The 24406-nt window shown below is 73.4% G+C and carries 20 protein-coding genes; 14 read left to right on the plus strand and 6 right to left on the minus strand.

Features of this window, described 5'->3' with window-relative positions; translation table 11 throughout:
- Window positions 1-11 precede the first annotated feature (11 nt).
- The 4 genes from C1703_RS21735 to C1703_RS21750 all read left to right on the plus strand — a co-directional run bounded on the left by C1703_RS21735 (window position 12) and on the right by C1703_RS21750 (window position 4852).
- Window positions 12-644, plus strand: a complete 633-nt coding sequence (locus tag C1703_RS21735; protein WP_114254456.1) for a type 1 glutamine amidotransferase family protein — start codon at window positions 12-14, stop codon at window positions 642-644.
- Window positions 641-1099, plus strand: a complete 459-nt coding sequence (locus tag C1703_RS21740; protein ID WP_114254457.1) for a MarR family transcriptional regulator — start codon at window positions 641-643, stop codon at window positions 1097-1099. Before C1703_RS21735 ends, C1703_RS21740 begins: the two co-directional genes overlap by 4 nt.
- Window positions 1100-1178: 79 nt before the next feature.
- Entirely contained in the window at window positions 1179-3167 is a 1989-nt protein-coding gene (locus C1703_RS21745) for a serine/threonine-protein kinase (protein WP_114254458.1), read from the plus strand.
- Window positions 3168-3298: 131 nt separating this feature from the next.
- Entirely contained in the window at window positions 3299-4852 is a 1554-nt protein-coding gene (locus C1703_RS21750; RefSeq protein ID WP_114254459.1) for a substrate-binding domain-containing protein, read from the plus strand.
- Between the two features lie 30 nt (window positions 4853-4882).
- On the opposite strand, the gene C1703_RS21755 is transcribed toward C1703_RS21750, so the two are convergent.
- Window positions 4883-5638 carry an SLATT domain-containing protein gene (locus C1703_RS21755; protein ID WP_114254460.1) on the minus strand — a complete coding sequence of 252 codons (756 nt, stop codon included), beginning with the start codon at window positions 5636-5638 and terminating at the stop codon, window positions 4883-4885.
- A gap of 264 nt (window positions 5639-5902) precedes the next feature.
- Between C1703_RS21755 and C1703_RS21760 the strand changes: the two genes are divergently transcribed.
- From C1703_RS21760 to C1703_RS21770, 3 genes are all read left to right on the plus strand, one after another.
- Window positions 5903-6244, plus strand: coding sequence for a YbaB/EbfC family nucleoid-associated protein (locus C1703_RS21760; protein ID WP_114254461.1), 342 nt, complete (start codon window positions 5903-5905; stop codon window positions 6242-6244).
- A 94-nt stretch (window positions 6245-6338) separates the two neighbouring features.
- Window positions 6339-6938 carry a recombination mediator RecR gene (recR, locus tag C1703_RS21765; RefSeq protein ID WP_003991835.1) on the plus strand — a complete coding sequence of 200 codons (600 nt, stop codon included), beginning with the start codon at window positions 6339-6341 and terminating at the stop codon, window positions 6936-6938.
- Complete coding sequence (locus C1703_RS21770) at window positions 6931-7590, plus strand: DUF5063 domain-containing protein (protein ID WP_114254462.1); 660 nt, start codon at window positions 6931-6933, stop codon at window positions 7588-7590. The genes recR and C1703_RS21770 overlap by 8 nt, the downstream gene beginning before the upstream one ends.
- A 28-nt stretch (window positions 7591-7618) precedes the next feature.
- Here the strand turns inward: C1703_RS21770 and C1703_RS21775 are convergent, their stop codons facing one another.
- Entirely contained in the window at window positions 7619-8455 is an 837-nt protein-coding gene (locus tag C1703_RS21775) for a PhzF family phenazine biosynthesis isomerase (protein WP_114254463.1), read from the minus strand.
- A gap of 967 nt (window positions 8456-9422) precedes the next feature.
- On the opposite strand from C1703_RS21775, the gene C1703_RS39330 reads away from it, so the two are divergent.
- Window positions 9423-11471 carry a tetratricopeptide repeat protein gene (locus C1703_RS39330; RefSeq protein WP_198678243.1) on the plus strand — a complete coding sequence of 683 codons (2049 nt, stop codon included), beginning with the start codon at window positions 9423-9425 and terminating at the stop codon, window positions 11469-11471.
- 162 nt (window positions 11472-11633) lie between these two features.
- Window positions 11634-12158 carry an SgcJ/EcaC family oxidoreductase gene (locus C1703_RS21790; protein WP_114254465.1) on the plus strand — a complete coding sequence of 175 codons (525 nt, stop codon included), beginning with the start codon at window positions 11634-11636 and terminating at the stop codon, window positions 12156-12158.
- A gap of 8 nt (window positions 12159-12166) precedes the next feature.
- Here C1703_RS21790 and C1703_RS21795 read toward each other — a convergent pair whose 3' ends face one another.
- Together C1703_RS21795 and C1703_RS21800 are read right to left on the minus strand one after the other, a co-directional pair.
- A complete protein-coding gene (locus C1703_RS21795) occupies window positions 12167-13525 on the minus strand; it encodes a HAMP domain-containing sensor histidine kinase (protein ID WP_114254466.1) in 1359 nt (452 codons plus the stop codon).
- Entirely contained in the window at window positions 13522-14256 is a 735-nt protein-coding gene (locus tag C1703_RS21800; protein WP_114254467.1) for a response regulator transcription factor, read from the minus strand. Before C1703_RS21800 ends, C1703_RS21795 begins: the two co-directional genes overlap by 4 nt.
- A gap of 235 nt (window positions 14257-14491) precedes the next feature.
- On the opposite strand from C1703_RS21800, the gene C1703_RS21805 reads away from it, so the two are divergent.
- From C1703_RS21805 to C1703_RS21820, 4 genes are all read left to right on the plus strand, one after another.
- Window positions 14492-15769: an aspartate kinase gene (locus tag C1703_RS21805; RefSeq protein WP_031140483.1), complete on the plus strand. Its 1278-nt coding sequence runs from the start codon at window positions 14492-14494 to the stop codon at window positions 15767-15769.
- Window positions 15769-16845, plus strand: a complete 1077-nt coding sequence (locus C1703_RS21810; protein ID WP_114254468.1) for an aspartate-semialdehyde dehydrogenase — start codon at window positions 15769-15771, stop codon at window positions 16843-16845. Before C1703_RS21805 ends, C1703_RS21810 begins: the two co-directional genes overlap by 1 nt.
- Window positions 16846-17364: 519 nt before the next feature.
- Entirely contained in the window at window positions 17365-17940 is a 576-nt protein-coding gene (locus C1703_RS21815; RefSeq protein WP_114254469.1) for a SigE family RNA polymerase sigma factor, read from the plus strand.
- Complete coding sequence (locus C1703_RS21820; protein WP_232840556.1) at window positions 17937-19091, plus strand: hypothetical protein; 1155 nt, start codon at window positions 17937-17939, stop codon at window positions 19089-19091. Before C1703_RS21815 ends, C1703_RS21820 begins: the two co-directional genes overlap by 4 nt.
- 156 nt (window positions 19092-19247) lie before the next feature.
- Here the strand turns inward: C1703_RS21820 and C1703_RS21825 are convergent, their stop codons facing one another.
- The gene (locus C1703_RS21825; RefSeq protein ID WP_114254471.1) at window positions 19248-20042 is read right to left on the minus strand and encodes an SURF1 family protein; all 795 of its coding nucleotides are present in this window, start codon (window positions 20040-20042) and stop codon (window positions 19248-19250) included.
- Window positions 20043-20210: 168 nt separating this feature from the next.
- Here C1703_RS21825 and C1703_RS21830 point away from each other — a divergent pair, with 168 nt between their 5' ends.
- The gene (locus C1703_RS21830) at window positions 20211-22079 is read left to right on the plus strand and encodes a prolyl oligopeptidase family serine peptidase (RefSeq protein WP_114254472.1); all 1869 of its coding nucleotides are present in this window, start codon (window positions 20211-20213) and stop codon (window positions 22077-22079) included.
- Window positions 22080-22348: 269 nt separating this feature from the next.
- On the opposite strand, the gene C1703_RS21835 is transcribed toward C1703_RS21830, so the two are convergent.
- The gene (locus tag C1703_RS21835) at window positions 22349-24244 is read right to left on the minus strand and encodes an NAD(P)-binding protein (protein WP_114254473.1); all 1896 of its coding nucleotides are present in this window, start codon (window positions 24242-24244) and stop codon (window positions 22349-22351) included.
- Between the last annotated feature and the right edge of the window lie 162 nt (window positions 24245-24406).

The raw sequence follows: 24406 nt of genomic DNA on the forward strand, positions 1-24406 counted from the left end.
GAGGAGGAGCCATGAACGCCACGCCAGCCCCCGCCGGCCATGACCGCAAGCCCGTCCATCTCGCCGTCTACGACACCCTCGCCGACTGGGAGACCGGCCACGCCACGGCCCACCTCGCCCGCGCCGGCCACGAGATCCGCACGGCCGGCCCGTCCACCGCCCCGGTCACCAGCATCGGCGGCCTGCGCATCCAGCCCGACCTGGCCCTGGACGACGTACGCCCCGAGGACAGCTCCCTGCTGATCCTCCCGGGCGCCGACCTCTGGGACGCGGGCGACGACCTGGCCCCCTTCGCCCGCAAGGCCCGGGCCTTCCTGGAGGCGGGCGTCCCGGTCGCCGCGATCTGCGGGGCCACCGCCGGACTCGCCCGCGAGGGCCTGCTCGACGACCGGGCCCACACCAGCGCGGTCTCCTTCTACCTCGCCGCGACCGGCTACGCGGGCGGCGAGCGCTACGTCGAGGCCGACGCCGTCACCGACGGCGGCCTGGTCACCGCGGGCCCGACCGAGCCGGTCGCCTTCGCCCGGGAGATCCTGAGCCTGCTCGGGGTCTTCGAGGGCGAGGTGCTGGACGCCTGGTACCGCCTCTTCCACGACTCCGACCCGACGGCGTACGCCGTGCTGGAGAAGGCCGGGGCGGCATGAGCCGGGAGCGGCAGGACCTGCTCAGCCGCAGCGCCCTCGGGGTGTTCCGGCTCAACGGCCAGTTCCTCGGCGTCGCGGAGGAACTGGCCCGGCCGGCCGGGCTGACCGCCGCCTGGTGGCAGGTCCTCGGCGCGGTCCTCGGCGAGCCGCTGCCCGTCTCCGGCATCGCCCGCGCCATGGGCATCACCCGGCAGAGCGTGCAGCGCATCGCCGATCTGCTGGTGGAACGCGGTCTCGCGGAGTACCGGCCGAACCCGGCGCACCGCCGGGCCAAGCTCCTCGCGCCGACCGGGGAGGGCCGGGCGGCCGTCGCCCGCATCGACCCGGGGCACGCGGCCTTCGCCGACCGGCTGGCCGAGGCGTTCGGGGAGGCCGAGCTGGCGGAGGCGGTACGGCTGCTGGAGCGGCTGTCGAAGGTGCTGGACCAGGTCGGTCCGCCTGTTACGGAACCGTAGACGTCTCCCAGGTCACCCGGCCCCCGCCCCGCACTATTCTCGATCCGTTGCTCGCGTGTGGGGGGAAGGCGGCGGAGCGATGGAGACGTTGGGGCCCGGGGATCCGCAGCGCATCGGCGCGTACCGGCTGCTGGCGCGGCTCGGGGCGGGCGGCATGGGGCACGTGTACCTGGCCCGCTCGGAGCGGGGCCGTACGGTCGCCGTGAAACTCGTGCGCGAGGAACTGGCAGCGCAGGAGGAGTTCCGCGAGCGGTTCCGGCAGGAGGTGCAGGCCGCGCGGCGGGTCGGCGGGTACTGGACCGCGCCGGTGCTGGACGCCGACACCGAGGCCGCGGTGCCGTGGGTCGCCACGGGATACGTCGCCGGGCCGAGCCTGCAGCAGGTCGTCGGGCACGACCACGGGGCCCTGCCCGAGCGGACGGTCCGCATCCTCGCGGCCGGGCTCGCGCACGCGCTCCAGGACATCCACGCGGCCGGCATCGTCCACCGCGACCTCAAGCCGTCCAACGTGCTGGTCACCATCGACGGCCCGCGCGTCATCGACTTCGGCATCGCACGCGCGCTGGAGACCGTGACGGACGGCGGGCTCACGCGCACCGGCGCGCTCGTCGGCTCGCCCGGCTTCATGGCGCCCGAGCAGGTGCGGGGCGACCGCATCACCCCGGCGTGCGACGTCTTCTGCCTCGGCTCGGTCCTCGCCTACGCCGCCACCGGCAACCTGCCCTTCGGCACCGCCAACAGCGGCGTGCACGCCCTGATGTTCCGCATCGCCCAGGAGGAGCCGGACCTGGAGGGCGTCCCGGAGGGCATCGCCGACCTGGTCCGCGACTGCCTGCGCAAGGACCCCGCCGCCCGCCCGACCCTCGACCGCGTCCTGGAACGCACGGGCGCGGACGACACCGTCGCGGACGGCCGCGCCCTCGACCCGTGGCTGCCGAGCGCGCTGGTCGCCCAACTGGGCCGGCACGCGGTGCGGTTGCTGGACGCGGAGGACCCGGAAGGGGAGGGGGTCGCCGCCGACGGCCCTGTGGACCAGCAGGGTTCTGGTTCCGAGGAGCATGCTGGTCCTGGTCCTGACCGGACACCCGAACACGCCCCCGCCGTCGACGAGTCGGCCCCGGCCCCCGTGGCGGCGCCCCCCGCGACCCCCGGCCCGCCTCCGCCGCGCCGCCCGGGCGAGGGGCCGCCGCTGAATCATCTGCCCACCATGATCGCGGGCCAGGACACCACCGCGCCCCCACCGGCGCCGGCCCCCGGCAGCCACCCGCAGGCCTCCTCGCCGAGCCACGCCCCGGGCGCCCCGGCCCCCGTCCCCCACCCGCACACGCCCCCGCCCCCGTACCCGTACCCGGCGTACGGGCACCCCCAGCAGCACCCCCAGCCCGGCGCCCCGGCCGGTGGCGCGCCCTCGTACCCGGGGTACGGCGGCCTCGGCTCCACCCCGCCCTACGGTCCGCCGCCCTACGGCACGACCCCGCCGTACGGGCCCCCGCAGGAGCCGCGGAGAAACGGGCGTTCCACCGCGCTGCTCGTCGTGATCGCCCTGGTCGTCGCGCTGGCGGCCGGTGGGTCGGTGTACGCGCTGATGCAGGGCGGTGAGGGCGACCGGGCCGGCGGGGATCCCACTCCCACGCAGAGCACGGACGCGCCCACCACCCCGGACCCCACCACCCCGGGCCCGTCCCCGACCACCTCGCCCTCGCCGCCGGACGGCGCGGTCCCGACGTCGTACCTCGGCACCTGGACCGCGACCATCGACAACGCCGACGGGCAGCACAGCCGCTCGCTCACCATCCAGCAGGGCGAACCGGGCGACACGGTCCTCTCCCTCGTGGCGGACGGCCCCACCGACGGAGGCGGCACCTACCACTGCGTGTTCGAGGGCGACCTCACGGCGGCCCCCGACGGCGACGGCCCGCTGAAGATCGGCCCGTCCACCGTGACCGTCGGACAGCCCCGCACCGCCTGCACCCCGGGTGCGGCCACCGAGATCACCCTCCTCCCGGACGGCACGCTCCAGCGCGTCAACACGAACAGCGGGGAACGGCTGACGTACACGAGGCAGTGATCGACTCCCGGTTTCTCCGAGGCCGTTGAACGTCCGGCGAATTCGAGCCGACGAATCCCGGATACCCGCTCGTACGGCCGTACGGTGACCAGACGATCGAGTCGGTCCGGGCGGCGGCGGGGGCACCCACGATGGAGTGGCTGAGCGCGGAGAACTTCGTGGCCGTGGCGACGGCCCTCCTCGGCATCATCGCCTCGGGCGTCATGGTCTGGTACGAGCGCCGGGTGCCGCGCCGCAAGCGCATCGGCTACCGCGTGCAGATGGACAGCCCCATCGGCGACGACGTGCGCTCCGGGCGAGCCAGCCCCCGTCTCGGCCTGTTCGACGAGGTCCCGGGCATGGCCGACGCGACCCTGGTCCTGCTGCGCATCGAGAACGACGGCTCGCAGGGCATCGACCGTGACGACTACACCGGCCCCGAAGTCCACGGCCTGACCGCGGTGTTCACGGGCCGCACCGTCCGCGGCGTCTCGGTGACCCAGCCGTCGGACACCGACCACATCATGGACCACTTCACCGCGGGCCGCGGCTTCGCCTACGAGGGCAACACGCTGCGCGTCCCGCGCGTCCCGCTCAACCGCGGTGACCACTTCAAGCTGCTCGTGCTGCTGTCCGGCGGCGACGTCGGCGACGAGATACGGCTCGTCGGCGGCCTGCGCGACGGCGAGGTGCACCCCAACCGCAGTGCCACCCCCGACGACAAGCCCCCGCTGTTCAGCCGGGCGGCGCGGCTGATCACCATCGCGCTCACGGCGAGCGTGGTCGTCCTGGCCACGATCGTCGTCGCCCAGGACGACACCCCGCCCCCGATCGGCTGCGCGAGCGGCACCCTCACCCTCACCGGCTCGACCGCGTTCGCGCCCGTGCTGCGCGAGGTGGCGCACAAGTACGAGCGGGACTGCGGGGGCGACCCGGTCATCGAGGTGGACACGCACGGGTCGACGGCCGGGATCAGGGAGCTGGCGGCGGCCGGCGCCCAGGCGGCACGGGAGGAGCGGGGCTCCCCGCCGGTGGTGGCCCTGTCGGACGGGCCGAAACCCGCCGGGCTGCCCGAACTGCGCGAGAACAGGGTGGCGGTGTCCGTGTTCGCGCTCGTGGTCAACGACGACGTGGGGCTGAGGAACCTGTCGACGGAGGACGTCCGGCGCCTGTACCGGGGCGAGATCCGCAACTGGCGCCAGCTCGGCGGCCCCGACCTCCAGGTGCACCTGGTCAGCCGGGACGCCAACTCCGGGACGAGACAGGTGTTCCAGCGCCGGGTGCTGGGGCGGGGCGAGATCGCCAACTCCTCCGTCGACTGCGTCCACAAGGACGATCCGACGGCGGCCGTCCTCCGCTGCGAACTCGACTCGACGGAACAGGTGCTGGACACCGTCGCCGACCTCCCGGGAGCCATCGGCTACAGCGAACTCAATCTGGCCGAGCGCGCCAAGGGCCTGCACTCGCTGCGCCTGGACGGCGACCCGGCCTCCGTCGACGCCATCGAGGACGGCACGAGCGACTACCCGTACCGCGAGATCGAGTACGCCTACACCTACGGCCGGCCCCCGGCCGACTCCCTGGCGTCGAGCTTCCTCACCTACCTCTCCCGCGGCAACGGCCAGGACGTCATCCGCACGCACGGCCATCTGCCGTGCTGGACCCCGGAGGGCCTGACGCTGTGCGCGCAGGACGGCCAGGGCTGAGATCCCGCACCAGCAGACCCGGCGGCCCGCTCACCGAGGCTCCGGCGGCCGCTGGCGCGGCATGTTCGGCCGGGCCCCGCCGTGCGGCGGCACGGTGAAGCGTCCGTTGCCGCCCACCGTCTCCGCCGCGCGCCCGGCCCCGGGAAACACCACGGCCTGCACGCCCACGGGCGCGCCCCCGCTGCGGAACTCGCTCATCCAGTCGGCCGTCTCCACCCGCACCAGCTCGGTCACGTCCTCGGAGAACCTCCGCAGCACCGTCAGGCACCGCTCGGCCGCCTCACCGGCCGTCCCCTCCGTCGGCCCCAGCACCTCCCGCACGCTCTCCGCCGCCCAGTCGAACTGCAACGCCTGCAACCGCCGCTGCACCGCCTGCGCCGTCGCCACGTCCCGCATCCACCCCGACGTCACCCCGAAGTACCGGTCGGCGGCCACACACGCCACCCCCAGCAGCAGCGCCAGGCACCCCCAGGGCGCGGCCCCGCCCACGGCCCCGGTCAGATCCAGCAGCGGCAGCGCGATCCCGGTGCCCGCCCCCACCGCCGTCCCGCAGCGCAGCGCCCGCGCGGACCGCCGCTTCCACACCCGGTCCTCGAGGTACCAGGCGGCCGTCCGCAGCGCCCCGCGCTCCACCCACCGGTACAGCTCGTCCAGCCGGGCCGCCGGCTCGCCCCAGTCGCCGTGCGGGAAGGCCCGCCCGGTCAGATCCCCCGGCCGCAGCCGGGCCGCCTGTTCGCCCCGCCCGTCCTGAGGCGGCCCCTCGGGCTGCATCTCCGGCTGACCCACCCGGCACTCCCTACTGACCACGAATGACCACGCGCGGTTCACTCACCGATCACACTGCGCGACGGACGACACACGCGCCGGACCCTTCCTACCCCCCAATGGGTGGCGAAGGCGTAGCTTTCGCCGCTTTTCCGACCGGAAGTATTCCTTGATCGGTTATGGGGCGCGAGGGGGACTCACTCGAAAGAGTGCTGGAGCGGCGGCAGGCCCGACCACGTAGGCTCGTGCCGAACGGGAAAACCCGTACCGAGCAAGGAGCTGATCGTGATCCCCGGTGGTGGCCAGCCCAATATGCAGCAGCTGCTCCAGCAGGCCCAGAAGATGCAGCAGGACCTGGCGCGGGCGCAGGAGGAACTGGCGCAGACGGAGGTCGACGGGCAGGCCGGCGGCGGCCTGGTGACCGCGACCGTCACCGGCGCCGGCGAACTGCGCGCGCTGAAGATCGACCCGAAGGCGGTGGACCCGGAGGACACCGAGACGCTCGCGGACCTGGTCGTGGCGGCCGTCCAGGCGGCCAACGAGAACGCGCAGGCGCTCCAGCAGCAGAAGCTGGGCCCCCTCGCGCAGGGTCTGGGCGGCGGCGGCATCCCCGGCCTGCCGTTCTGACCCCGCGCACCGCCTTCCTCGGAGAGGCGGCTGACAACTACGGTACGTACGGGAGGGTGCGTACCGACCTCGAAGACCCAGGAAGGGCAGTCCGTTGTACGAAGGCGTGGTCCAGGACCTGATCGACGAGCTGGGGCGGCTGCCCGGCGTCGGTCCGAAGAGCGCCCAGCGGATCGCCTTCCACATCCTCCAGGCGGAGCCGACGGACGTGCGGCGGCTCGCGCAGGCCCTGATGGAGGTCAAGGCGAAGGTCCGCTTCTGCGCGACCTGCGGCAACGTCGCGCAGGAGGAGCTGTGCAACATCTGCCGCGACACCCGCCGCGACCCGGCCGTCATCTGCGTGGTCGAGGAGCCGAAGGACGTCGTGGCGATCGAGCGCACGCGTGAGTTCCGGGGCCGCTACCACGTCCTGGGCGGCGCGATCAGCCCGATCGACGGGGTGGGGCCGGACGACCTGCGCATCAGGGAGCTGCTGGCCCGTCTCGCCGACGGCACCGTCACCGAGCTGATCCTCGCCACGGACCCGAATCTCGAAGGCGAGGCGACCGCCACGTACCTCGCCCGCATGATCAAGCCCATGGGCCTGAAGGTCACCCGCCTGGCCAGCGGCCTCCCGGTGGGTGGCGACCTGGAATACGCGGACGAGGTCACCCTCGGCCGCGCCTTCGAGGGGAGACGACTCCTAGATGTCTGACGCCACGCTGCACGCGACCGACCAGAACCCGGACGACTTCGCGGTCCAGATCGCGGACCAGGTCGAGAGCTTCCTGGTCGCCGTCACGGAGGTCGCGAAGGGCGACGAGCCGGAATCGGCCGTGCCCTTCCTCCTCCTGGAGGTCTCCCAACTCCTCCTGGCCGGCGGCCGGCTCGGCGCGCACGAGGACATCGTGCCCGACGAGCGCTACGAGCCCGACACGGGCCCGGACGCGGACGTCGACGAGCTGCGCGAGAACCTGGCCCGGCTGCTGGACCCGATCGACGTCTACTCCGAGGTCTTCGACCCCTACGAGCCCCGCAAGGCCCCCGTGCCGGCCCGGATCTCCGACGACCTCACGGACGTCATCACGGACCTGCGCCACGGCATGGCCCACTACCGCGCCGGCCGCACCACCGAGGCCCTGTGGTGGTGGCAGTTCTCGTACTTCTCCAACTGGGGCTCCACCGCTTCGGCCACCCTGCGCGCCCTCCAGTCGGTCCTCGCCCACGTCCGCCTCAACCAGCCCCTCGCCGAACTCGACGGGCTGGACACGGACCAGGGCATGGGCGACGACACGCTGGAGATCGAGGCGGGCCGGGTCATGGCGGAGGAGATCGCGGGGCCGCTGGGGCTGCGCCCGGCGAAGTAGGCGGTCAGTCGGCCAGTCGGCCAGGCGGTCAGATCGGGACGGCCGTCCCGGTGACGCCGATCCCGGTGTGCGGGCCGGCCGGCACGGACACGGTGATCGTGCTCGGCCGTCCCATGTCCGCCCCCTGATGGATCGTCAGGGTCGTGGGCGGGGACACGAGTTCCAGCTCGCGCAGGTAGCCGCCGAAGGCGGCGGCCGCCGCGCCCGTGGCCGGGTCCTCCACGACACCGCCCGGCGGGAAGGGGTCGCGGGCGTGGAACACCGTGGGGGACTCCCGCCACACCAGGTCGACGGTGGTCCAGCCCTCGCGGTGCATCAGCGCGGTGAGGGCCGGGACGTCGTAGTCCAGGTCGGCGAGGCGCCGCCGGCTCCCGGCGGCGACGACCGCGTGCCAGGCGCCGGCGAAGGCCGCGCGCGGCGGCAGCGCCGGGTCGAGGTCCTCGGCCGGCCAGCGCAGGGCCGCGAGCAGTTCGTCCAGCACGGCCTGGGGCAGCGGCGCGGTCCGCGGTGCGACGCTCACCAGGGTCGCCACCACGGTGCCGTCCTCGGCGCGGTCGGTGGTGACGGCGACCTCTCCGGCCTTCGTGCGCAGCAGCAGCCGGCCGGTGCCGTGCGCCCGGGCGTGGGCGACGGCCGTCGCGATCGTCGCGTGCCCGCAGAACGGCACCTCGGCGAGCGGGCTGAAGTACCGCACGTCGAGCAGGCCGTCGCCGGCCTCCACGGCGAACGCCGTCTCCGAATAGCCGACTTCGGCCGCCACCGCCTGCATCGCCGCGTCGTCGGCCCCGGTGGCGTCGAGCACGACTCCGGCGGGGTTGCCGCCCTTGGGGTCGGTGCTGAAGGCCACGTAGCGCAATATCTCCATCCGCCGACCGTAGCGCGCACTCGGGGAAGCGGCGCGGGATTTCGGGGGTGGTGCCCGGGGGCGGGGCAACTGCGGGGCGGGGGCCGGAGGTTGTTGTCGGCAGTCGGGTTCCGCTGCGTCCGGGCGGCCGGCGGCGCGATGATGGGCCCATGACGACGGGGCGTGCGCAGGCGTTGCGGTGGACGGGGGTCGGGCTGTGTGCGGCCGGGGCCCTCGCTCTGGTCGTGGGGGGTGTGCTGGATGTCGACGCGGCGGATCCCTGGGCGAGTGTGGCCGGGGGCGCGGCCGGGCTCATCGGCCTGGCGCTCACGATCTGCGCCCTCTCCGCGGGAAGGACCGGCGGGACGCCCGGCGCGCCCCAGGTGACGGCGAGCGGCGCTCGGTCGGTCGCCGCCGGCGGGAACATCGGATCCGTCACGACCGGGAACGGGGCGTCGCTGCCGCTCCCGCCTTCCGGGCCGCTCCCGGCTTCCGGGTCTGTCCCGCCTTCGGGGCGTGTCCCGGCTTCCGGGTCTGCCGGGGCCTCCGCGTCAGCTCCGGCTTCCGGGTCTGTCCCGCCTTCGGGGCGTGTCCCGGCTTCCGGGTCTGCCGGGGCCTCCGCGTCAGCTCCGGCTTCCGGGTCTGTCCCGCCTTCGGGGCGTGTCCCGGCTTCCGGGTCTGCCGGGGCCTCCGCGTCAGCTCCGGCTTCCGGGTCTGTCCCGCCTTCGGGGCGTGTCCCGGCTTCCGGGTCTGCCGGGGCCTCCGCGCTGGCTCCGGCTTCCGGGCCTGTCCCGCCTTCGGGGCTTGCCCCGGCCTCCCCGCCTGCCCAGGCCTCCCCTCCTGCCCCGCCCTCCGCGGCGGCGCGTCCCGCGGGCGCGGACGTCACCGCCTCGGGGGAGCGGGCCGTCGCGGCGGGTGGTGACATCGGCTGCGTGTCGACGGGGGACGTGTGAGCGGCGGGTCCGCGCAGGCCCGAGGGGAGCGGTCCGTGGGGGCCGTCGGGAGCATCGGCCAGGTGGCCACGGGCGATCACGTCGTCCAGCACACCACGCTCCTGCCGCCGGAGGCCCTGCCCCCGGGGGCGGACCCGGGGCGGGTGTGCCATCTGCCGTACCGCACCGCCCTGTTCGTCGGGCGCGAGCGGGAACTCGCCCGGCTGGACGAGGCGTTCGCCACGGCGCACGGCGTCGTCGTGCACGCCGTCCACGGGCTGGGCGGCATCGGCAAGTCCACGCTCGCGGCGCACTGGGCGGCCCGGCACGCGGCGGAGTTCAACCCGGTGTGGTGGATCACGGCCGAGACCCCGGCCGACCTCGACGCGGGCCTCGCCGCGCTGGGCCGGGCGCTCCAGCCGTCCCTGGCCGGGGCCCTGCCGGAGGAGGCCCTGCGCGAGCGCACCCTGCACTGGCTCGCCTCCCACGACGGCTGGCTGCTCGTCCTGGACAACGTCTCGGACCCGGCGGACATCAGGCCGCTGCTCGACCGCGCTCCCTCCGGCCGTTTCCTGATCACCACCCGGCGGGGCGCGACGGGGTGGCGGGGGATCGCCGAGCCGCTGAGCCTCGACGTACTCGAACCCGCCGAGGCCGTCGAGCTGTTCACGAAGATCCACCAGGGGCCCGCCGACGGGGTCGAGGAGCTGTGCGCCGACCTCGGCTGCCTGCCGTTGGCGGTCGACCAGGCCGCCGCGTACTGCCGGGAGGCGCGCATCAGCCCCCGGACCTACCGTGAGCTCCTCGCCCGGTACCCGGCCGACATGTACGCGGCGACGGCGGAGGGCGGTGAGGCGCAGCGCACCGTCGGACGCGTCTGGCGGGTGACCCTGGACCGGCTCGACGACACCCCCCTGGCCCTGCTGGTGCTGTTCACGATCGCCTGGTGGGCGCCGGACGGCATCCCGCGCCGCTATCTGGAGCCCTTCCACGTGCCGGGCCTGGGGCCACTGGGCTCACCGCTCGCGGTGACCGAGGCGCTGCGGCGGCTGGCCGCCCACAGCCTGATCACCCTGCACGGCGACACCCTCTCGGTGCACCGGCTGGTGCAGGCCGTCGCCCGCACCCCGGACCCCGACGACCCCTACCGGGACGCCGAGATGATCGACTCCTGCCGGGACGCCGCCGTGGGGCTGCTCCTCCTCCAGGCGCCCAGGGAAGCGAGGCTCACCCAGGACCTCCGGGACCTCACCACGCACATCGAGGCGCTCGCCGGCCACACGGACCCCGCGGCCGACACCGAGTTCTCCATGCTGCTGTTCCTGGACGCGGCGGCCTACCTGCAGAGCAACCACTTCACCGACCGTGCGGTCGTGCTGCTGGAGCGCGCCAAGCCCGCGGCCGAGCGCATCTGGGGCCGCGGGCACGGCGGCGCCCTGAACATGGCCGGGCTGCTGGCCAGGTGCGCGGAGGACCAGGGAGACCGAGGGCGGGCCCGTGCCCTGCTCGAACAGGCGCTGGCGGAGAGCCTGGAGCACAACGGCCCCGCCGATCCGGCGACCTTCCGGATGCGCCGCTGGCTCGTGCAGTGCCTGACGCGCGGGGACCGCGCCCGGGCCGAGGCGGCGGCCCGGGAGTACCTCGCGGAGGCGACGCGCCTGCTGGGACCCGAGCACCCCGAGGCCTTCGAGGCACGGCTGCACCTGTACTGGGTCGACGAGCCGTGGCCGAAGAGCCCCCAGGTCGAGGCGTATCTGGCGGACGCCCGGAGACTGCTGGGCGAGGACCACGCGTCGAGCCGGCGGCTGGAGCAGGAGAGTGTGGTCGCCGCGCTGGTCGCCGGCGAGACGGAGGAGGCCCTGGCCCGCGCCGAACGGCTCATGGCCAGGTGCCTGCGGGTCATCGGGGACCAGCACAGCGACACGTACGAGGCGCGCCTGCTGCGGGCCGGCCTCGCGGCCCTCACCGGGGACACGGCGCTCGCCCGCGACCTCGTACTCGACGCCGGTCAGCCGTTCAAGATGGAGCTGGCGCTGCCGCCCACCGAGAACTGCCGCCGGCTGGTCCGGGCCCTCGCCGCGGCACTCACCCCGCGCCAGGCGTGACCGTCCCGTCACGTCACGTGACTTATCTCCTCCTTGTACGCCCGCTGTACGTCGGCTGCACGGGCCCTAACCGGTGTCACGGGAATCTGGAGTCACTCCTCCCCGGAAGCGAACCGGATCCGGCGGAGGGAGCAACGCCCCTGATCCCTGAAGGAGTTCGCGATGACCACCCGTTCCACCGGCAAGCGCATAGCCCTCGCCACCGCAGTCGCCGTCGTCGCCGCCGGCACCTTCGCCGCCGGTGCCGGCGTCGCCGGGGCCGACTCCAGGGGCAAGGCCCACAAGCCCGCCGGGACCGCCACCAAGGCGCAGGTGCTCGGCCTGTTCGACAACTGGAACGCCGCGCTGCGGACGGGCGACCCGCAGAAGGTCGCCGACCTGTACGCCAAGGACGCGGTCCTGCTGCCGACCGTCTCCAACAACGTCCGCACGGACAGAGCCGAGATCGTCGACTACTTCGAGCACTTCCTGCGGAACAAGCCGGTCGGCACGAAGATCGAGTCCGTGGTCAACATCCTCGACCGCGACACCGTCATCGACACGGGCGTCTACGAGTTCGCGCTCACCGACCCCGCCACGGGCGAGAAGAACACCGTCAAGGCCCGCTACACCTACGCCTACGAGAAGCAGCCCGACGGCAGGTGGCTGATCGTCAACCACCACTCCTCGAAGATGCCGGAGAGCTGAGCCGCCCCTCAGCCGCCGCCCCGGTGGGACGCCCGGAGCGTGATCGTCACGCACAGGCCGCCCCCGGGCGCGTCCTGGAGCGCCACGGTTCCGCCGTCGTCCGTCGCCAACTGCCGGACGACGGCGAGACCGAGGCCGGAGCCGGTCTTCCCGGTCAGGCCCTGGCCCCGCCAGAAACGGTCGAAGGCGCGGGACTTCTCGGCGTCCGACATGCCGGGTCCCTCGTCCAGGACCGACACCTCCACCACGTCGCCCCTGGGCTCCACGCGCACGGTGATCGTCCCGCCGTCCGGTGAGACCTCCAGGGCGTTGGAGAGCACGTTGTCCAGCATCTGGTCCAGGTGACCGGGGCTGGCCAGCACAGACGACCGGCCGTCGGCACTCCCCCTGAGCGCGATGGTGACTCCGCGCTCGTCGGCGGCCGGTCTCCACACGGCGAGCCGTTCCCGCACGATGTCCATCAGCGGGAGCGGCTCGGCCGCCGACACCTTGGCCTCGGCCCGGGCCAGCACCAGCAGGCCGTTGACCAGGCGGCTCATCCGGACGACCTCCGCCGTGGCCTGCTCCACGTCCTCGCGGACGAACTCGTCGTCCACCCCGTCCGCGATGTTGTCCAGGGACAGCCGCAGCGCCGTCAGCGGGGTGCGCAGCTGGTGGGAGGCGTCCGCGACGAAGATGCGCTGGGCCGCGATCAGCGTGTCCAGGCGTTCCGCGCCCTGGTTGAGGGTGCGCGCGAGCGTCTGCGTCTCCGGCGGGCCCGTCACGGGGGAGCGGGCGGTCAGGTCGCCGTCGCTGAACTTGCTCGCCATGTCGTTCAGCTGGCGCAGCGGCCGGGTGAGGCGCCGGGCGACCACGACGCCGATGACGGCCGCGACGCCCAGCACGAGCACGGCGAGGACCGCCCGGAAGCCCCAGATCTGCCACAGGCGGTCGGTCATCTCGTCGGTCGAGTACACGATGCGCACGGCACCGACGACCCGGTCCGTGCCGGTCGCGCGGGCGGGCACCGTGACCACCAGCTCGGGGCCCCAGATGAAGGAGGAGCCCCAGTCGGTCGTGGGTTCGCCGTCCTTCAGGGCCTTGGCCAGTGCCGCGTCCGCCGCCGGGCGCGGCAGGTCCGCCGGGCAGTCCGCGGTGCGGGTGACCTGGATCTCGTCCTCGTAGGCCCTGGCCATCTCCTCCAGGGCCTGGCAGGAGGCGGCCCGGCCGTCGCCCAGCAGCAGGGCCATGGCGTCGGCCTCGCGCAGGACGGCCGACCGGGTGTCGCCCCGCAGCTGATCGGTCAGGGTGAAGGCCACCGGCACGGTGAACAGCGCGATGGCCACCGCGACGAGCAGGACGTAGCTGCGGACGAGCTGGCGGATCATGAGCCCGCGGCGCCGTTCTCGCCGTTCGCCCGGCCCTCGCCGCCGTCCTCGCCCTTGACGATCTCCAGGCGGAACCCGACCCCGCGCACCGCCTCGATCGCGATCGCCCCGGCCAGCTTCCGCCGCAGCGCCGCCACGTGCACGTCCAGCGTCTTCGTCGGCCCGAACCAGTTCGCGTCCCAGACGGCTTCCATGATCTGCTCGCGCGACATCAGCGCGCCGGGCTCCTCGGTGAGGAAGGCCAGCAGGTCGTACTCCTTGGGCGCGAGGGCCACCTCCTCGCCGTCCAGGTGCACCCGGGCCGCCTTGCGGTCGACGGTCAGGCGCGTGCCGTAGCGGTCGGGGCCGGTGGCGGGGGCGTCCGCGGCGGGGGTGCGGGGCTGTACGCGCCGCATGACGGCTCGTATCCGGGCGATGACCTCCCGGACGCCGAACGGCTTGGAGACGTAGTCGTCCGCGCCGATCTCCAGGCCCACCACCCGGTCGGTCTCGTCGCTGCGGGCGCTGATCACGATGATCGGGACGTCGCCGCGCTCGCGCAGCGTCTTGCAGACGTCCAGGCCGTCGGTGTCGGGCAGGCCGAGATCCAGCAGGACGACGTCGTACGGACCCTCGTGCTCCAGAGCCGCCGCGCCCGTGCTCACCCACTCGACCTCGAAGCCGTAGCGCTTCAGGCCGCGTCGCAGCGACTCGGCGACCGGTTCATCGTCTTCCACCAGCAGTACGCGCACAGGCGAACCATAATGCTTGAAAGTTTGCTCACCGGGATCGGCCGGGTGTCGGCTGTGACGCCGGGCACTTTCTCGCGTGGCCCGTGCCCAGATGGGCATGAGCAGCTCTGGACGAGTACCCCGGAAATCTCACCATGCGATATCGCGGAAGGGATTTTCGGACGCTCGTTAGACTGAGCCGACCGCAGTACGAATGCGTATGAGCGGATAGAGACGGATTGAGCGAGGAGCGCACGTGGGCCTTGTCGTGCAGAAGTACGGAGGCTCCTCCGTAGCCGATGCCGAGGGCATCAAGCGCGTCGCCAAGCGGATCGTGGAAGCGAAGCAGAACGGCAACCAGGTGGTTGCCGTGGTTTCCGCGATGGGCGACACGACGGACGAGCTGATCGATCTCGCCGAGCAGGTTTCCCCGATGCCTGCCGGGCGCGAGCTCGACATGCTGCTGACCGCCGGAGAGCGGATCTCCATGGCCCTGCTGGCCATGGCGATCAAAAAGCTGGGCCACGAGGCCCAGTCGTTCACCGGCAGCCAGGCAGGTGTCATCACCGACTCGGTCCACAACAAAGCCCGGATCATCGACGTCACGCCGGGTCGGATCAAGACCTCGGTGGACGAGGGCAACATCGCGATCGTCGCCGGTTTCCAGGGCGTCAGCCAGGACACCAAGGACATCACCACCCTCGGCCGCGGCGGCTCGGACACCACCGCGGTGGCCCTCGCCGCCGCCCTCGACGCCGACGTGTGCGAGATCTACACCGACGTCGACGGCGTGTTCACCGCCGACCCGCGCGTGGTGAAGAAGGCCCGGAAGATCGACTGGATCTCCTTCGAGGACATGCTCGAACTGGCGGCGTCCGGGTCCAAGGTGCTGCTCCACCGCTGCGTGGAGTACGCCCGCCGGTACAACATCCCGATCCACGTCCGGTCCAGCTTCAGCGGACTTCAGGGCACATGGGTCAGCAGCGAGCCGATTACGCAAGGGGACAAGCAGGTGGAGCAGGCTCTCATCTCCGGTGTCGCGCACGACACCTCCGAGGCCAAGGTCACGGTCGTCGGCGTGCCGGACAAGCCGGGCGAGGCGGCCTCGATCTTCCGCACGATCGCCGACGCCGAGATCAACATCGACATGGTCGTGCAGAACGTGTCCGCCGCCTCCACGGGCCTGACGGACATCTCCTTCACGCTGCCGAAGACCGAGGGCCGCAAGGCCATCGACGCGCTGGAGAAGAACAAGGCCGGCATCGGCTTCGACTCCCTGCGCTACGACGACCAGATCGGCAAGATCTCCCTGGTCGGCGCCGGCATGAAGACCAACCCGGGCGTCACGGCCGACTTCTTCACGGCGCTGTCCGACGCGGGCGTGAACATCGAGCTGATCTCGACCTCCGAGATCCGCATCTCGGTCGTCACGCGCGCCGACGACGTGCCCGAGGCCGTCCGTGCCGTGCACTCCGCGTTCGGGCTCGACTCCGACAGCGACGAGGCCGTCGTCTACGGAGGCACCGGCCGCTGATGGCCGGACCCGGGCAGACCGGCCGGTCGGGCCGGCCCACGCTCGCCGTCGTGGGAGCGACCGGAGCCGTCGGCACGGTCATGCTCCAGATCCTGTCCCAGCGGGCGGACATCTGGGGCGAGATCCGACTCGTCGCCTCCCCGCGCTCGGCCGGCCGCAAGCTGGCCGTGCGCGGTGAGGAGACCGAGGTCCTGGCGCTCACCGAGGAGGTCTTCGACGGCGTCGACGTCGCCCTGTTCGACGTCCCCGACGAGGTCGCCGAGCGGTGGGCGCCCCTCGCCGTCGCCAAGGGCGCGGTGGTGGTCGACAACTCGGGCACGTTCCGGATGGCCCCGGACGTGCCCCTCGTCGTGCCCGAGGTCAATCCGCACGCCGTGCGCATGCGTCCGCGCGGCATCGTCGCCAACCCCAGCTGCACGACACTCTCCATGATCGTGGCCCTGGGCGCGCTGCACGCCGAGTTCGGGCTGCGCGAGCTGGTCGCCTCCTCGTACCAGGCCGTCAGCGGCGCCGGGCGCGCCGGTGTGGCCACTCTGCGGGAGCAGCTGGCCCTGGTCGCCGGCACCGAGCTGGGCACCAGCCCCGGTGACGTACGGCGGGCCGTCGGCGACCGCACCGGGCCGTTCCCTGAGCCGGTCGCGCTGAACGTCGTGCCGTGGGCCGGTTCCGCGCGCGAGGACGGCTGGTCCTCGGAGGAGCTGAAGGTGCGGGACGAGACCCGCAAGATCCTCTGCCTGCCCGGCCTCCCCGTGGCCGTCACCTGCGTCCGCGTGCCGGTGATCACCACGCACTCGCTGACCGTGCACGCCCGCTTCGAGGGCGAGGTCACCGTCGACAAGGCCCGCGAGATCCTCGCCACAGCGCCCGGTGTCGTGCTGTTCGACAATCCGGCCGCCGGGGAGTTCCCGACCCCCGCCGACGTGGTCGGCACCGACCCCACCTGGGTCGGGCGGGTGCGGCGCGCGCTGGACGACCCCACGGCGCTCGAACTCTTCGTGTGCGGCGACAACCTGCGCAAGGGCTCCGCGCTCAACACCGCCCAGATCGCCGAACTGGTCGCCGCCGAGCTGTCCTGAACGGTCCGGGGGGTTTTCGGGAAACTTTCGTCCTGGCAAACCCCCCGGCCGATGTCAGAGGTGGTTTGTAGGATCTGTGCACGACATGTGAGCCGGTCGATGGTTCGGACCACTTGTCCGAGACGCTTCGACAGCAGAGGATTTACCTCCCCGCCCTCCGCAACCGCGCGGAGGGCGGGGAGCGTCTTTGCGGTCGCCTCTTCGGCCGTGGGAGCGCTTCATCAGGCGTGGGGACGCCTGGAACCGGACGTGGGGACGTCCGTTCACATCTGGACATAGGGGAAGAGCGGGACGCATGAGGGCATTTGACGCACTATCGGTTGTGCTGCCTGACGCGGGTAGACCGTCGACGGCAACGGTCGGCGTGAAAGTGACGCCCGGCACGTACAACCCTCACGGGGGTCAGCGTGTCCAACAGGCGTGGCAGAGGTACTCGACTTCAGCGCGGCACGCGGCACGGTCCTTCGACCGCCCCGTCCGGCGGCTCTCCGACCCCGCATGCCCGGTACGCCCGGTGGCATGCCGGTGATCGCGCCCGTGCCCGCAGCGCGGCCGGCCCGCATACCGAACCAGCGCGACGGCGCCGAGGACGGAGTCGCGGCCGGTACGACCGTCGACCACCTCACCGAGACCTACCGGGCGCACTACCGCTCGCTGCTGGGCCTCGCCGCGCTCCTCCTCGACGACACGGCCTCCTGCGAGGACGTCGTCCAGGAGGCCTTCATCCGTGTCCACTCCGCACGCAAACGCGTCCGCGACCCCGAGAAGACCCTGGCGTACCTGCGGCAGACGGTCGTCAACCTCTCGCGCTCGGCGCTGCGCCGCCGCATCCTCGGCCTCAAGCTGCTGTCGAAGCCCATGCCCGACATGGCGAGCGCCGAGGAAGGCGCCTACGACCAGCTGGAGCGCGACTCCCTCATCAAGGCGATGAAGGGCCTGCAGCGCCGCCAGCGCGAGGTGCTGGTGCTGCGCTACTTCGCGGACATGACCGAGGCACAGGTCGCCGAGACCCTCGGCATATCCCTGGGCTCGGTCAAGGCCTACGGCTCACGCGGCATCGCGGCGCTCCGGATCGCCATGGAGACGCCGGCATGAGCGACGGCAACGGCGCGCCCCGCGACGGGCGCGACCGGCACGAGCCCTTCGAGTGGCACGAGCCGACAAGGCTGCACGGGCAAGATCCGAAGCAATCGCACGCTGGGAACGGAACTGTGAACCACGGCCCCGACGACCAGAGCCCCCAGGGGTTCGACTCGGACGAGCTGGACCTGCGCACGATGCTGCACCAGGCGGTGCAGGAGGTGGAGCCGCGCGACGGCACCCTGGACTATCTGCGCAAGGCGGTGCCCCAGCGCCGGGCACGCAAGCGGCAGGCCGTGGTGGGCATGGCCGCCGCCGCGCTCTTCATCGGCACCGCGATCCCCGCCCTCGTACACGTCTCCAACGCCACCGGCTCCGACGCCAACCCGTCGGTCGCCGGCCACGCCTCCGAGACCCAGGGCGGCACGAGCGAGGGCAAGGGCCCGGACGGCGGCGAGAGCACGGCCGCCGGCTCCTCCGGCAAGACCGAGGGCAAGGGCAAGGACGACAAGAAGGAGAAGGACAAGGGCAAGGGCTCCGGCACCGCCCCCGGCGCGCCCGAGGGCGCCGGCCCGTCCTCCACCACCGCCGCCGGCATCCCGGCGTGCACCCCGGCCCAGCTCGGCCCCGCCGCCGGCAGCAGCGCCGCCCCCGACTCCACCGGCGCGGTCTACGGCTCCTTCCGCGTCACCAACGTCTCCGCCGCGAGCTGCACGGTCTCCGGCGCCGGCTCGGTGAGCGCGCTGCCGCAGGGCGCGGCCGACCCCGCGAAGGTAGGCGCCGCCCGGCACGTGGCCGGGGACGCGGCGGCCGGTCTGCCCAACCCGTCCCTGGAGGCCGCCGAGCTGGTGCTCCAGCCGGGCGCCGCCTACGACGTGAAGTTCGCGTGGGTCCCCTCCGAGACCTGCCCCACCCCCGGCGGCGACCCCGGCGACCCCGACCCGACCCCCGACCCGACCCCGTCGGGCGACACGACGACCACGGGCGGCACCTCCACCGGCGGCGACACGGGCGCGGCCCCGCAGCTGGCCACGGAGGACGGCACGACCGGCGGCAGCGTGGTGGTGACGTACTCCCCGGCGACCGGCTCGGCCGGAAGCACGGTGACCGTCTCCAACGCGTGCGCGGGGACGGTGTACTGGACGGGGTTGCTGGCGGGGGCGTAGGCGAGCGGTTGCCGTTGTCCCAGCTGCGGGCGACCGTGCCGCTGGGGCGGCACGGGTGGGCGATGGGGGCCCCTGCTCGAGCGAAGCCGAGAGCTTGGGGGAGGCACCTCGCTCCGCCGAGCTGCGGACCCACCCGGCGCCGGCACGAACGCCGCCTCACTTCACAGCGGCGTCCACAGCAACAGACTCTTCCCGCGGCACAAGACCAAGCTCCGCATCCCGCGCGAACTCCACCTCACGCCGCAGCAACCGGAACCACATGAAGATCACGAACCCCACGAAGGCGAACCACTCCGCGGTGTAGCCCAGGTTCTGGAACGCCTTCAGATCCAGCCCCGTGTCCGGCGGCGCGGCAGCCGGCACGGCCTTCATCCCCGAGTCACCCTTCGCCAGCGTGACCCACGCGTCGTACACGTCGTACGGCACCAGGTTCACCAGCGACGCCGCGCTGATCGCCGCCGTCTGCCCGGCCGGCAGCCCGCCCTGCGCGCTGACGCCGTTGTCACCCGGGGTCTCGGACGCCTGGAGCGCCCCGGTGACGGTGACCTCACCGGCCGGCGGGGCGGGGGCCTCGGCCGCGTCGGCGGCACCGGGCAGCCAGCCGCGGACCACCGGCAGCGCCTCGCCCGAGTCGGTGCGCAGCAGCGTCAGGACGTAGAAGCCCTGCTTGCCGTCGAGCTGCCGCCCCGGCACCAGCAGCTGCTTGCCGTAGCGCCCGGTGGCGGTGACGAGCTTGCCGGACGTCGCCTTCGTCACCGGCAGCATCTCCCCGAGCGGCCGCGGCGCCTCGCGCTTCGCCTCGGCGACCTGCTCGGTCGCCGTGCGATGGTCCTGCACGCGGTCCTCGAACCGGCCCAGCTGCCAGGACCCCATGAAGATGCAGAAGGGGATCGACAGCAGCACGAAGAGGTTGATCCCCCACCATCGGGGCGTCAGCAGAAACCGGTACACACCCCCACGGTACGGGGCCGCAGGGCCGGTCCCGCCCGCGGGGTGGGCAACAGAACCGCCCTCGCCGGCCGTCTCCCCTGACCTGCTCGGAAGGGGAACCGGTGGAGGTTATCCACAGGCTGGGGACCTCGCCAGCGAATTGTCGGTGAGGGCGTGCAGTATGGGGCCATGACTGAGAGCAACGGGTCCGAAGCGCGGGATCAGCGGGACCAGCACGAGCAAGAGGTACAGGCGGGACAGCAGGAGCGGATGCCGGACTGGGAGAAGCGCTTCCGCGCGCCCCGGGTCTCCCTGCCCGACTGGGCGGAGGACGCGCCGGACCGCTCCCTGTTCGTGTCGAACGCGACCGGGACGTACGAGCTGTACGCCTGGGACCGGTCGACGGGCGAGCAGCGCCAGGTGACGGACCGGCCGAACGGCACGACGGACGGCGTGCTGTCACCGGACGGCGCCTGGATCTGGTGGTTCGACGACAAGGACGGCGACGAGTTCGGCGTGTGGCGCCGCCAGCCCTTCGAGGGCGGCCCGGACGAGCCGGCCGCCGAGGGCCTTCAGCCCTCGTACCCGGCGGGCCTCGCCCTCGGCCGCGACGGCCGCACGGCGGTCGTCGGCCGCTCCACCGACGAGGACGGCACGACGATCCACCTCGTCCGCACCGGCGAGGCCCCGGTGGAGATCTACCGCCACCGCGAGTCGGCCGGCGTCGGCGACCTCTCCCACGACGGCTCGCTCATCGCCATCGAGCACACCGAGCACGGCGACGCGATGCACTCCGCCCTGCGCGTCCTGCGCCCCGACGGCACGCCGGTCGCCGACCTCGACGACACCAAGGGCGGCACGCGTGAGCTGGGCCTGGAGGTCCTCGGCTTCGCCCCCGTCGACGGCGACACACGCCTGCTCATCGGCCACCAGCGCCGGGGCCGCTGGGAGCCCCTCGTCTGGGACGTGGCCACCGGTGAGGAGACGGACCTGGCGCTGGAGCTGCCCGGCGACGTCAGCGCCGAGTGGTACCCGGACGGCACCGGCCTGCTCGTCGTGCACGGCTTCGAGGCCCGCAGCGAGCTGTTCCGCTACGACCTGGCGAGCCGCGCCCTGACCGAGATCCCGACCCCGCCCGGCACGGTCTCCGGTGCCACGGCCCGGCCCGACGGCAGCGTGGAGTACCTGTGGTCCTCGGCGGCCGAGCCGTCGGCGGTGCGCTCCACGGCGGGCGGTGTCGTCCTCGACCCGCCCGGCATGAAGTCGCCCGGCTCGGTGCCGGTGGAGGACGTGTGGGTGGAGGGCCCGGGCGGGCGCATCCACGCCCTCGTGCAGAAGCCGGCGGGCGCCACCGGCCCGCTCCCCACGGTCTTCGACATCCACGGCGGCCCGACCTGGCACGACAGCGACTCCTTCGCGGCGGGCCCCGCGGCCTGGGTCGACCACGGCTACGCGGTGATCCGTGTCAACTACCGCGGCTCGACGGGCTACGGCCGCGCCTGGACGGACGCCCTGAAGCACCGCGTCGGCCTCATCGAGCTGGAGGACATCGCCGCGGTCCGTGAATGGGCCGTCGCCTCGGGCCTCGCGGACCCCGACCGCCTCGTCCTCACCGGCGGTTCGTGGGGCGGCTACCTGACCCTCCTCGGCCTCGGCGTCCAGCCCGACGCGTGGACCCTGGGCATCGCGGCGGTTCCCGTCGCCGACTACGTCACGGCGTACCACGACGAGATGGAAGCGCTGAAGGCGATGGACCGCACGCTCCTCGGCGGCACCCCGGAGGAGGTCCCCGAGCGCTTCGAGGCCTCGTCCCCGCTCACCTACGTAGACCAGGTCAAGGCCCCGGTCTACATCTCCGCCGGTGTCAACGACCCCCGCTGCCCGATCCGCCAGATCGAGAACTACGTCAAGCGCCTGGAGGCGAGGGGAGCGGTCCACGAGGTGTACCGCTACGACGCCGGACACGGGTCGCTGGTGGTGGACGAGCGGATCAAGCAGGTCCGGCTGGAGCTGGAGTTCGCGGAGCGGCACCTGAAGGGGGTTTCGGGCGCCCAGTAGTTCGGGGCGCGTGTGGTGTGGCGGCTGCGGGTGCTGCGTGGCTGATCGCGCAGTTCCCCGCGCCCCTTGGGACGCTGTCCCGCGGGCATGCGTGCCGCCTGGGGCGGCACGGGTGGGCGATGGGGGTCCCCCTGCTCGAGCGAAGCCGAGAGCTTGGGGGAGGCACCCCGCCGCGCCGGGTCGCGACAACGCCCCGGCCTCGGAACAACGCCGGGCACCTTGTCACGCCGAGCCGTGCGAGACACCGCTCGGCGTCGCACCGCTCGGCGTCACGCCCCCGCCCGCTCCCGCCGCCTCCGCCCCAGCAACTCCGCCAGCCCCCGCCGCGTCGCCGCCAGCACCACCCGGTCCCCGGCCCCCAGCACATACGTGGACGGCAGATCCCACACCAGCCCCGAAGCCGGCGCGCCGGCCTCCTCGGCGCTCTCCCCGTCACCCCGCCGCCCGGAAGGAGCCGTGTTGAGCGCCAGCACCCGCCACGCCCCGGCCCGGAACGCGTCCCCGACGGTCCGCCCCTCCAACTGCGGATGCCCGGCCACCTCCAGCTCCGCGAACAGCAGCACCCGCCGCTCCACCGGGATCGCCCCCAGGATCTGCCGCCCCATCATCGCCCCGGCGAACGCGGGCGCGGCCAGGTGCGACACACTCCGGCTCCGCGTCAGGGCGAACGGGTGCGCGGCCCGGAGCGTCCGGTACACGGCCGTCGCGAAGTCGTCGTCGTACAGCCGCAGCACGACCCGCAGATCCGGCCGCACGGACCGGGCGTACAGCGCGGCCTCCAGATTCGTGGTGTCCGCACTGGTCAACGCCAGCAGCGCGTCCGCCCGATGGATCTTCGCGGCCTCCAGCACGCCTTCCTGCGTGACGTCCCCGAGCACCACCGGCACGCGCAGCCGCCGCGCCGTGGCGAGCCCCCGTGCCTCCGGATCGGACTCCACGCACACCACGGGGATGTGCAGTTCGCGCAGCCGCGTCAGCACCCGCGTCCCGATCTTGCCGAGCCCGAGCAGCACCACGTGCCCGCCGAGCCCGCGCGGAGGCTTGCGCAGCGCGGACGCGCTGCGGAACGTGCCCAGGGCCTCCAGCACCGCGGCCAGCAGCACCGGCAGCAGCAGCAACCCGACCAGCCCGGACAGCAGTTGCAGGACCTGCCGCCCCGTCGACGCGTGGTACGCGGGGTCGTTGATGCCGAAGAGGTCGAGCAGCGTCACGTACGTCGCGTACAGCGGATGCTCCCCGGTCACGAACATCAACGCCACCGCGAGCGCCAGCACACACCCCACCAGCCCCGCCAGCGACCACCGCAGCCGCCGCGAGAACAGGGAGGCGAACGGCGGCACCCCGCCCCGCCCGGCGGGCAGGGCGGGCCCGGAGTACGACACCTGCTCCAGCACCACGGTCCCGCGCCCGGTCGCCGACGCCACCGCCGCCTCGTCGGGAAGCAGTCGCGGCCCGTGCTCCCCGCTGCCCTCGGAACCGTCCGCGCCGGCCGGGTCGTTGCTCGTCGCGGACAGCAGCGCCAGGGTGCACAGCCCCGGATCGGCCACCTCGCCCGGCCGCGGCGGCTGCCGCTCCACCGCGCGCAGCACGAGCCCTTCCGTCTGGACGACCTTGCTGGTGCCGGCCAGGGCGGTCGCGGCCAGCGCGGGCGCGGCCGTGTCGGCGTCGGAGAGCACGGTCGTCGACGCGTCGAGTCCCGCGGACCCCGGTTCCGCCCCGCCGGCCAGGGCGGCCGTCTGGTCGAGCAGTTCCTCGATGTGCTGCCCCAACCGCCGGTTGTACAGCCGCAGTACGAGACGCAGGCGGGGGTTGAGCCGGCGGGCGGTGAGGGCGGCGCGGATGTTGGTCTCGTCGTCGTCGTACACGAGCGCCAGGGCCGCCGCCCGGTCCACCCCGACCTCGGTGAGCACGGCCTCGGTGACCTCGGCGGCCTCCACGACCTGCTCGCTCCCGGCCGGTTCGGCGCCGGCCGTGCCGGTCCGGCTGGCGGCGGCGTTCACGACCCGGTCGAGCAGGGCCGCGGAGGCCGCGCGGGCCCGCCCGACCACCGGCTGCCGCACCCGGCGCCCCGAGGGCGGCACCACCAGCCTGACCTGTTCGCCGTACACGCCCCGCAGTTCGGCGGCGAGCCGGTGCGCGAGCCCGTCGTCGCCGCACACGATCATGTGCGTGGCCGTGTCACCCGGCCGGCCTTGGTTCGGAACGCTCCCCACGAGGAGAAGACTGCCGCACGGGGACGGCTGGTTCCACAAGAGGGCCCTGGGGCCTGAACGCCCGGGCCCGTCCGCGCGTACAGAAGGGGAGGGAAGGGGCTATGCCCGTGCGCA

This window comes from Streptomyces sp. Go-475 (assembly GCF_003330845.1).
Lineage (GTDB): Bacteria > Actinomycetota > Actinomycetes > Streptomycetales > Streptomycetaceae > Streptomyces.

Bases quoted from the DNA above. Each gene is read 5' to 3' on its own strand.
- C1703_RS21735 (WP_114254456.1), top strand. From the start codon at position 12: ATGAACGCCACGCCAGCCCCCGCCGGCCATGACCGCAAGCCCGTCCAT.
- C1703_RS21740 (WP_114254457.1), top strand. From the start codon at position 641: ATGAGCCGGGAGCGGCAGGACCTGCTCAGCCGCAGCGCCCTCGGGGTG.
- C1703_RS21745 (WP_114254458.1), top strand. From the start codon at position 1,179: ATGGAGACGTTGGGGCCCGGGGATCCGCAGCGCATCGGCGCGTACCGG.
- C1703_RS21750 (WP_114254459.1), top strand. From the start codon at position 3,299: ATGGAGTGGCTGAGCGCGGAGAACTTCGTGGCCGTGGCGACGGCCCTC.
- C1703_RS21770 (WP_114254462.1), top strand. From the start codon at position 6,931: ATGTCTGACGCCACGCTGCACGCGACCGACCAGAACCCGGACGACTTC.
- C1703_RS21775 (WP_114254463.1), bottom strand. From the start codon at position 8,455: ATGGAGATATTGCGCTACGTGGCCTTCAGCACCGACCCCAAGGGCGGC.
- C1703_RS21790 (WP_114254465.1), top strand. From the start codon at position 11,634: ATGACCACCCGTTCCACCGGCAAGCGCATAGCCCTCGCCACCGCAGTC.
- C1703_RS21795 (WP_114254466.1), bottom strand. From the start codon at position 13,525: ATGATCCGCCAGCTCGTCCGCAGCTACGTCCTGCTCGTCGCGGTGGCC.
- C1703_RS21810 (WP_114254468.1), top strand. From the start codon at position 15,769: ATGGCCGGACCCGGGCAGACCGGCCGGTCGGGCCGGCCCACGCTCGCC.
- C1703_RS21815 (WP_114254469.1), top strand. From the start codon at position 17,365: ATGCCGGTGATCGCGCCCGTGCCCGCAGCGCGGCCGGCCCGCATACCG.
- C1703_RS21820 (WP_232840556.1), top strand. From the start codon at position 17,937: ATGAGCGACGGCAACGGCGCGCCCCGCGACGGGCGCGACCGGCACGAG.
- C1703_RS21830 (WP_114254472.1), top strand. From the start codon at position 20,211: ATGACTGAGAGCAACGGGTCCGAAGCGCGGGATCAGCGGGACCAGCAC.
- C1703_RS21835 (WP_114254473.1), bottom strand. From the start codon at position 24,244: ATGATCGTGTGCGGCGACGACGGGCTCGCGCACCGGCTCGCCGCCGAA.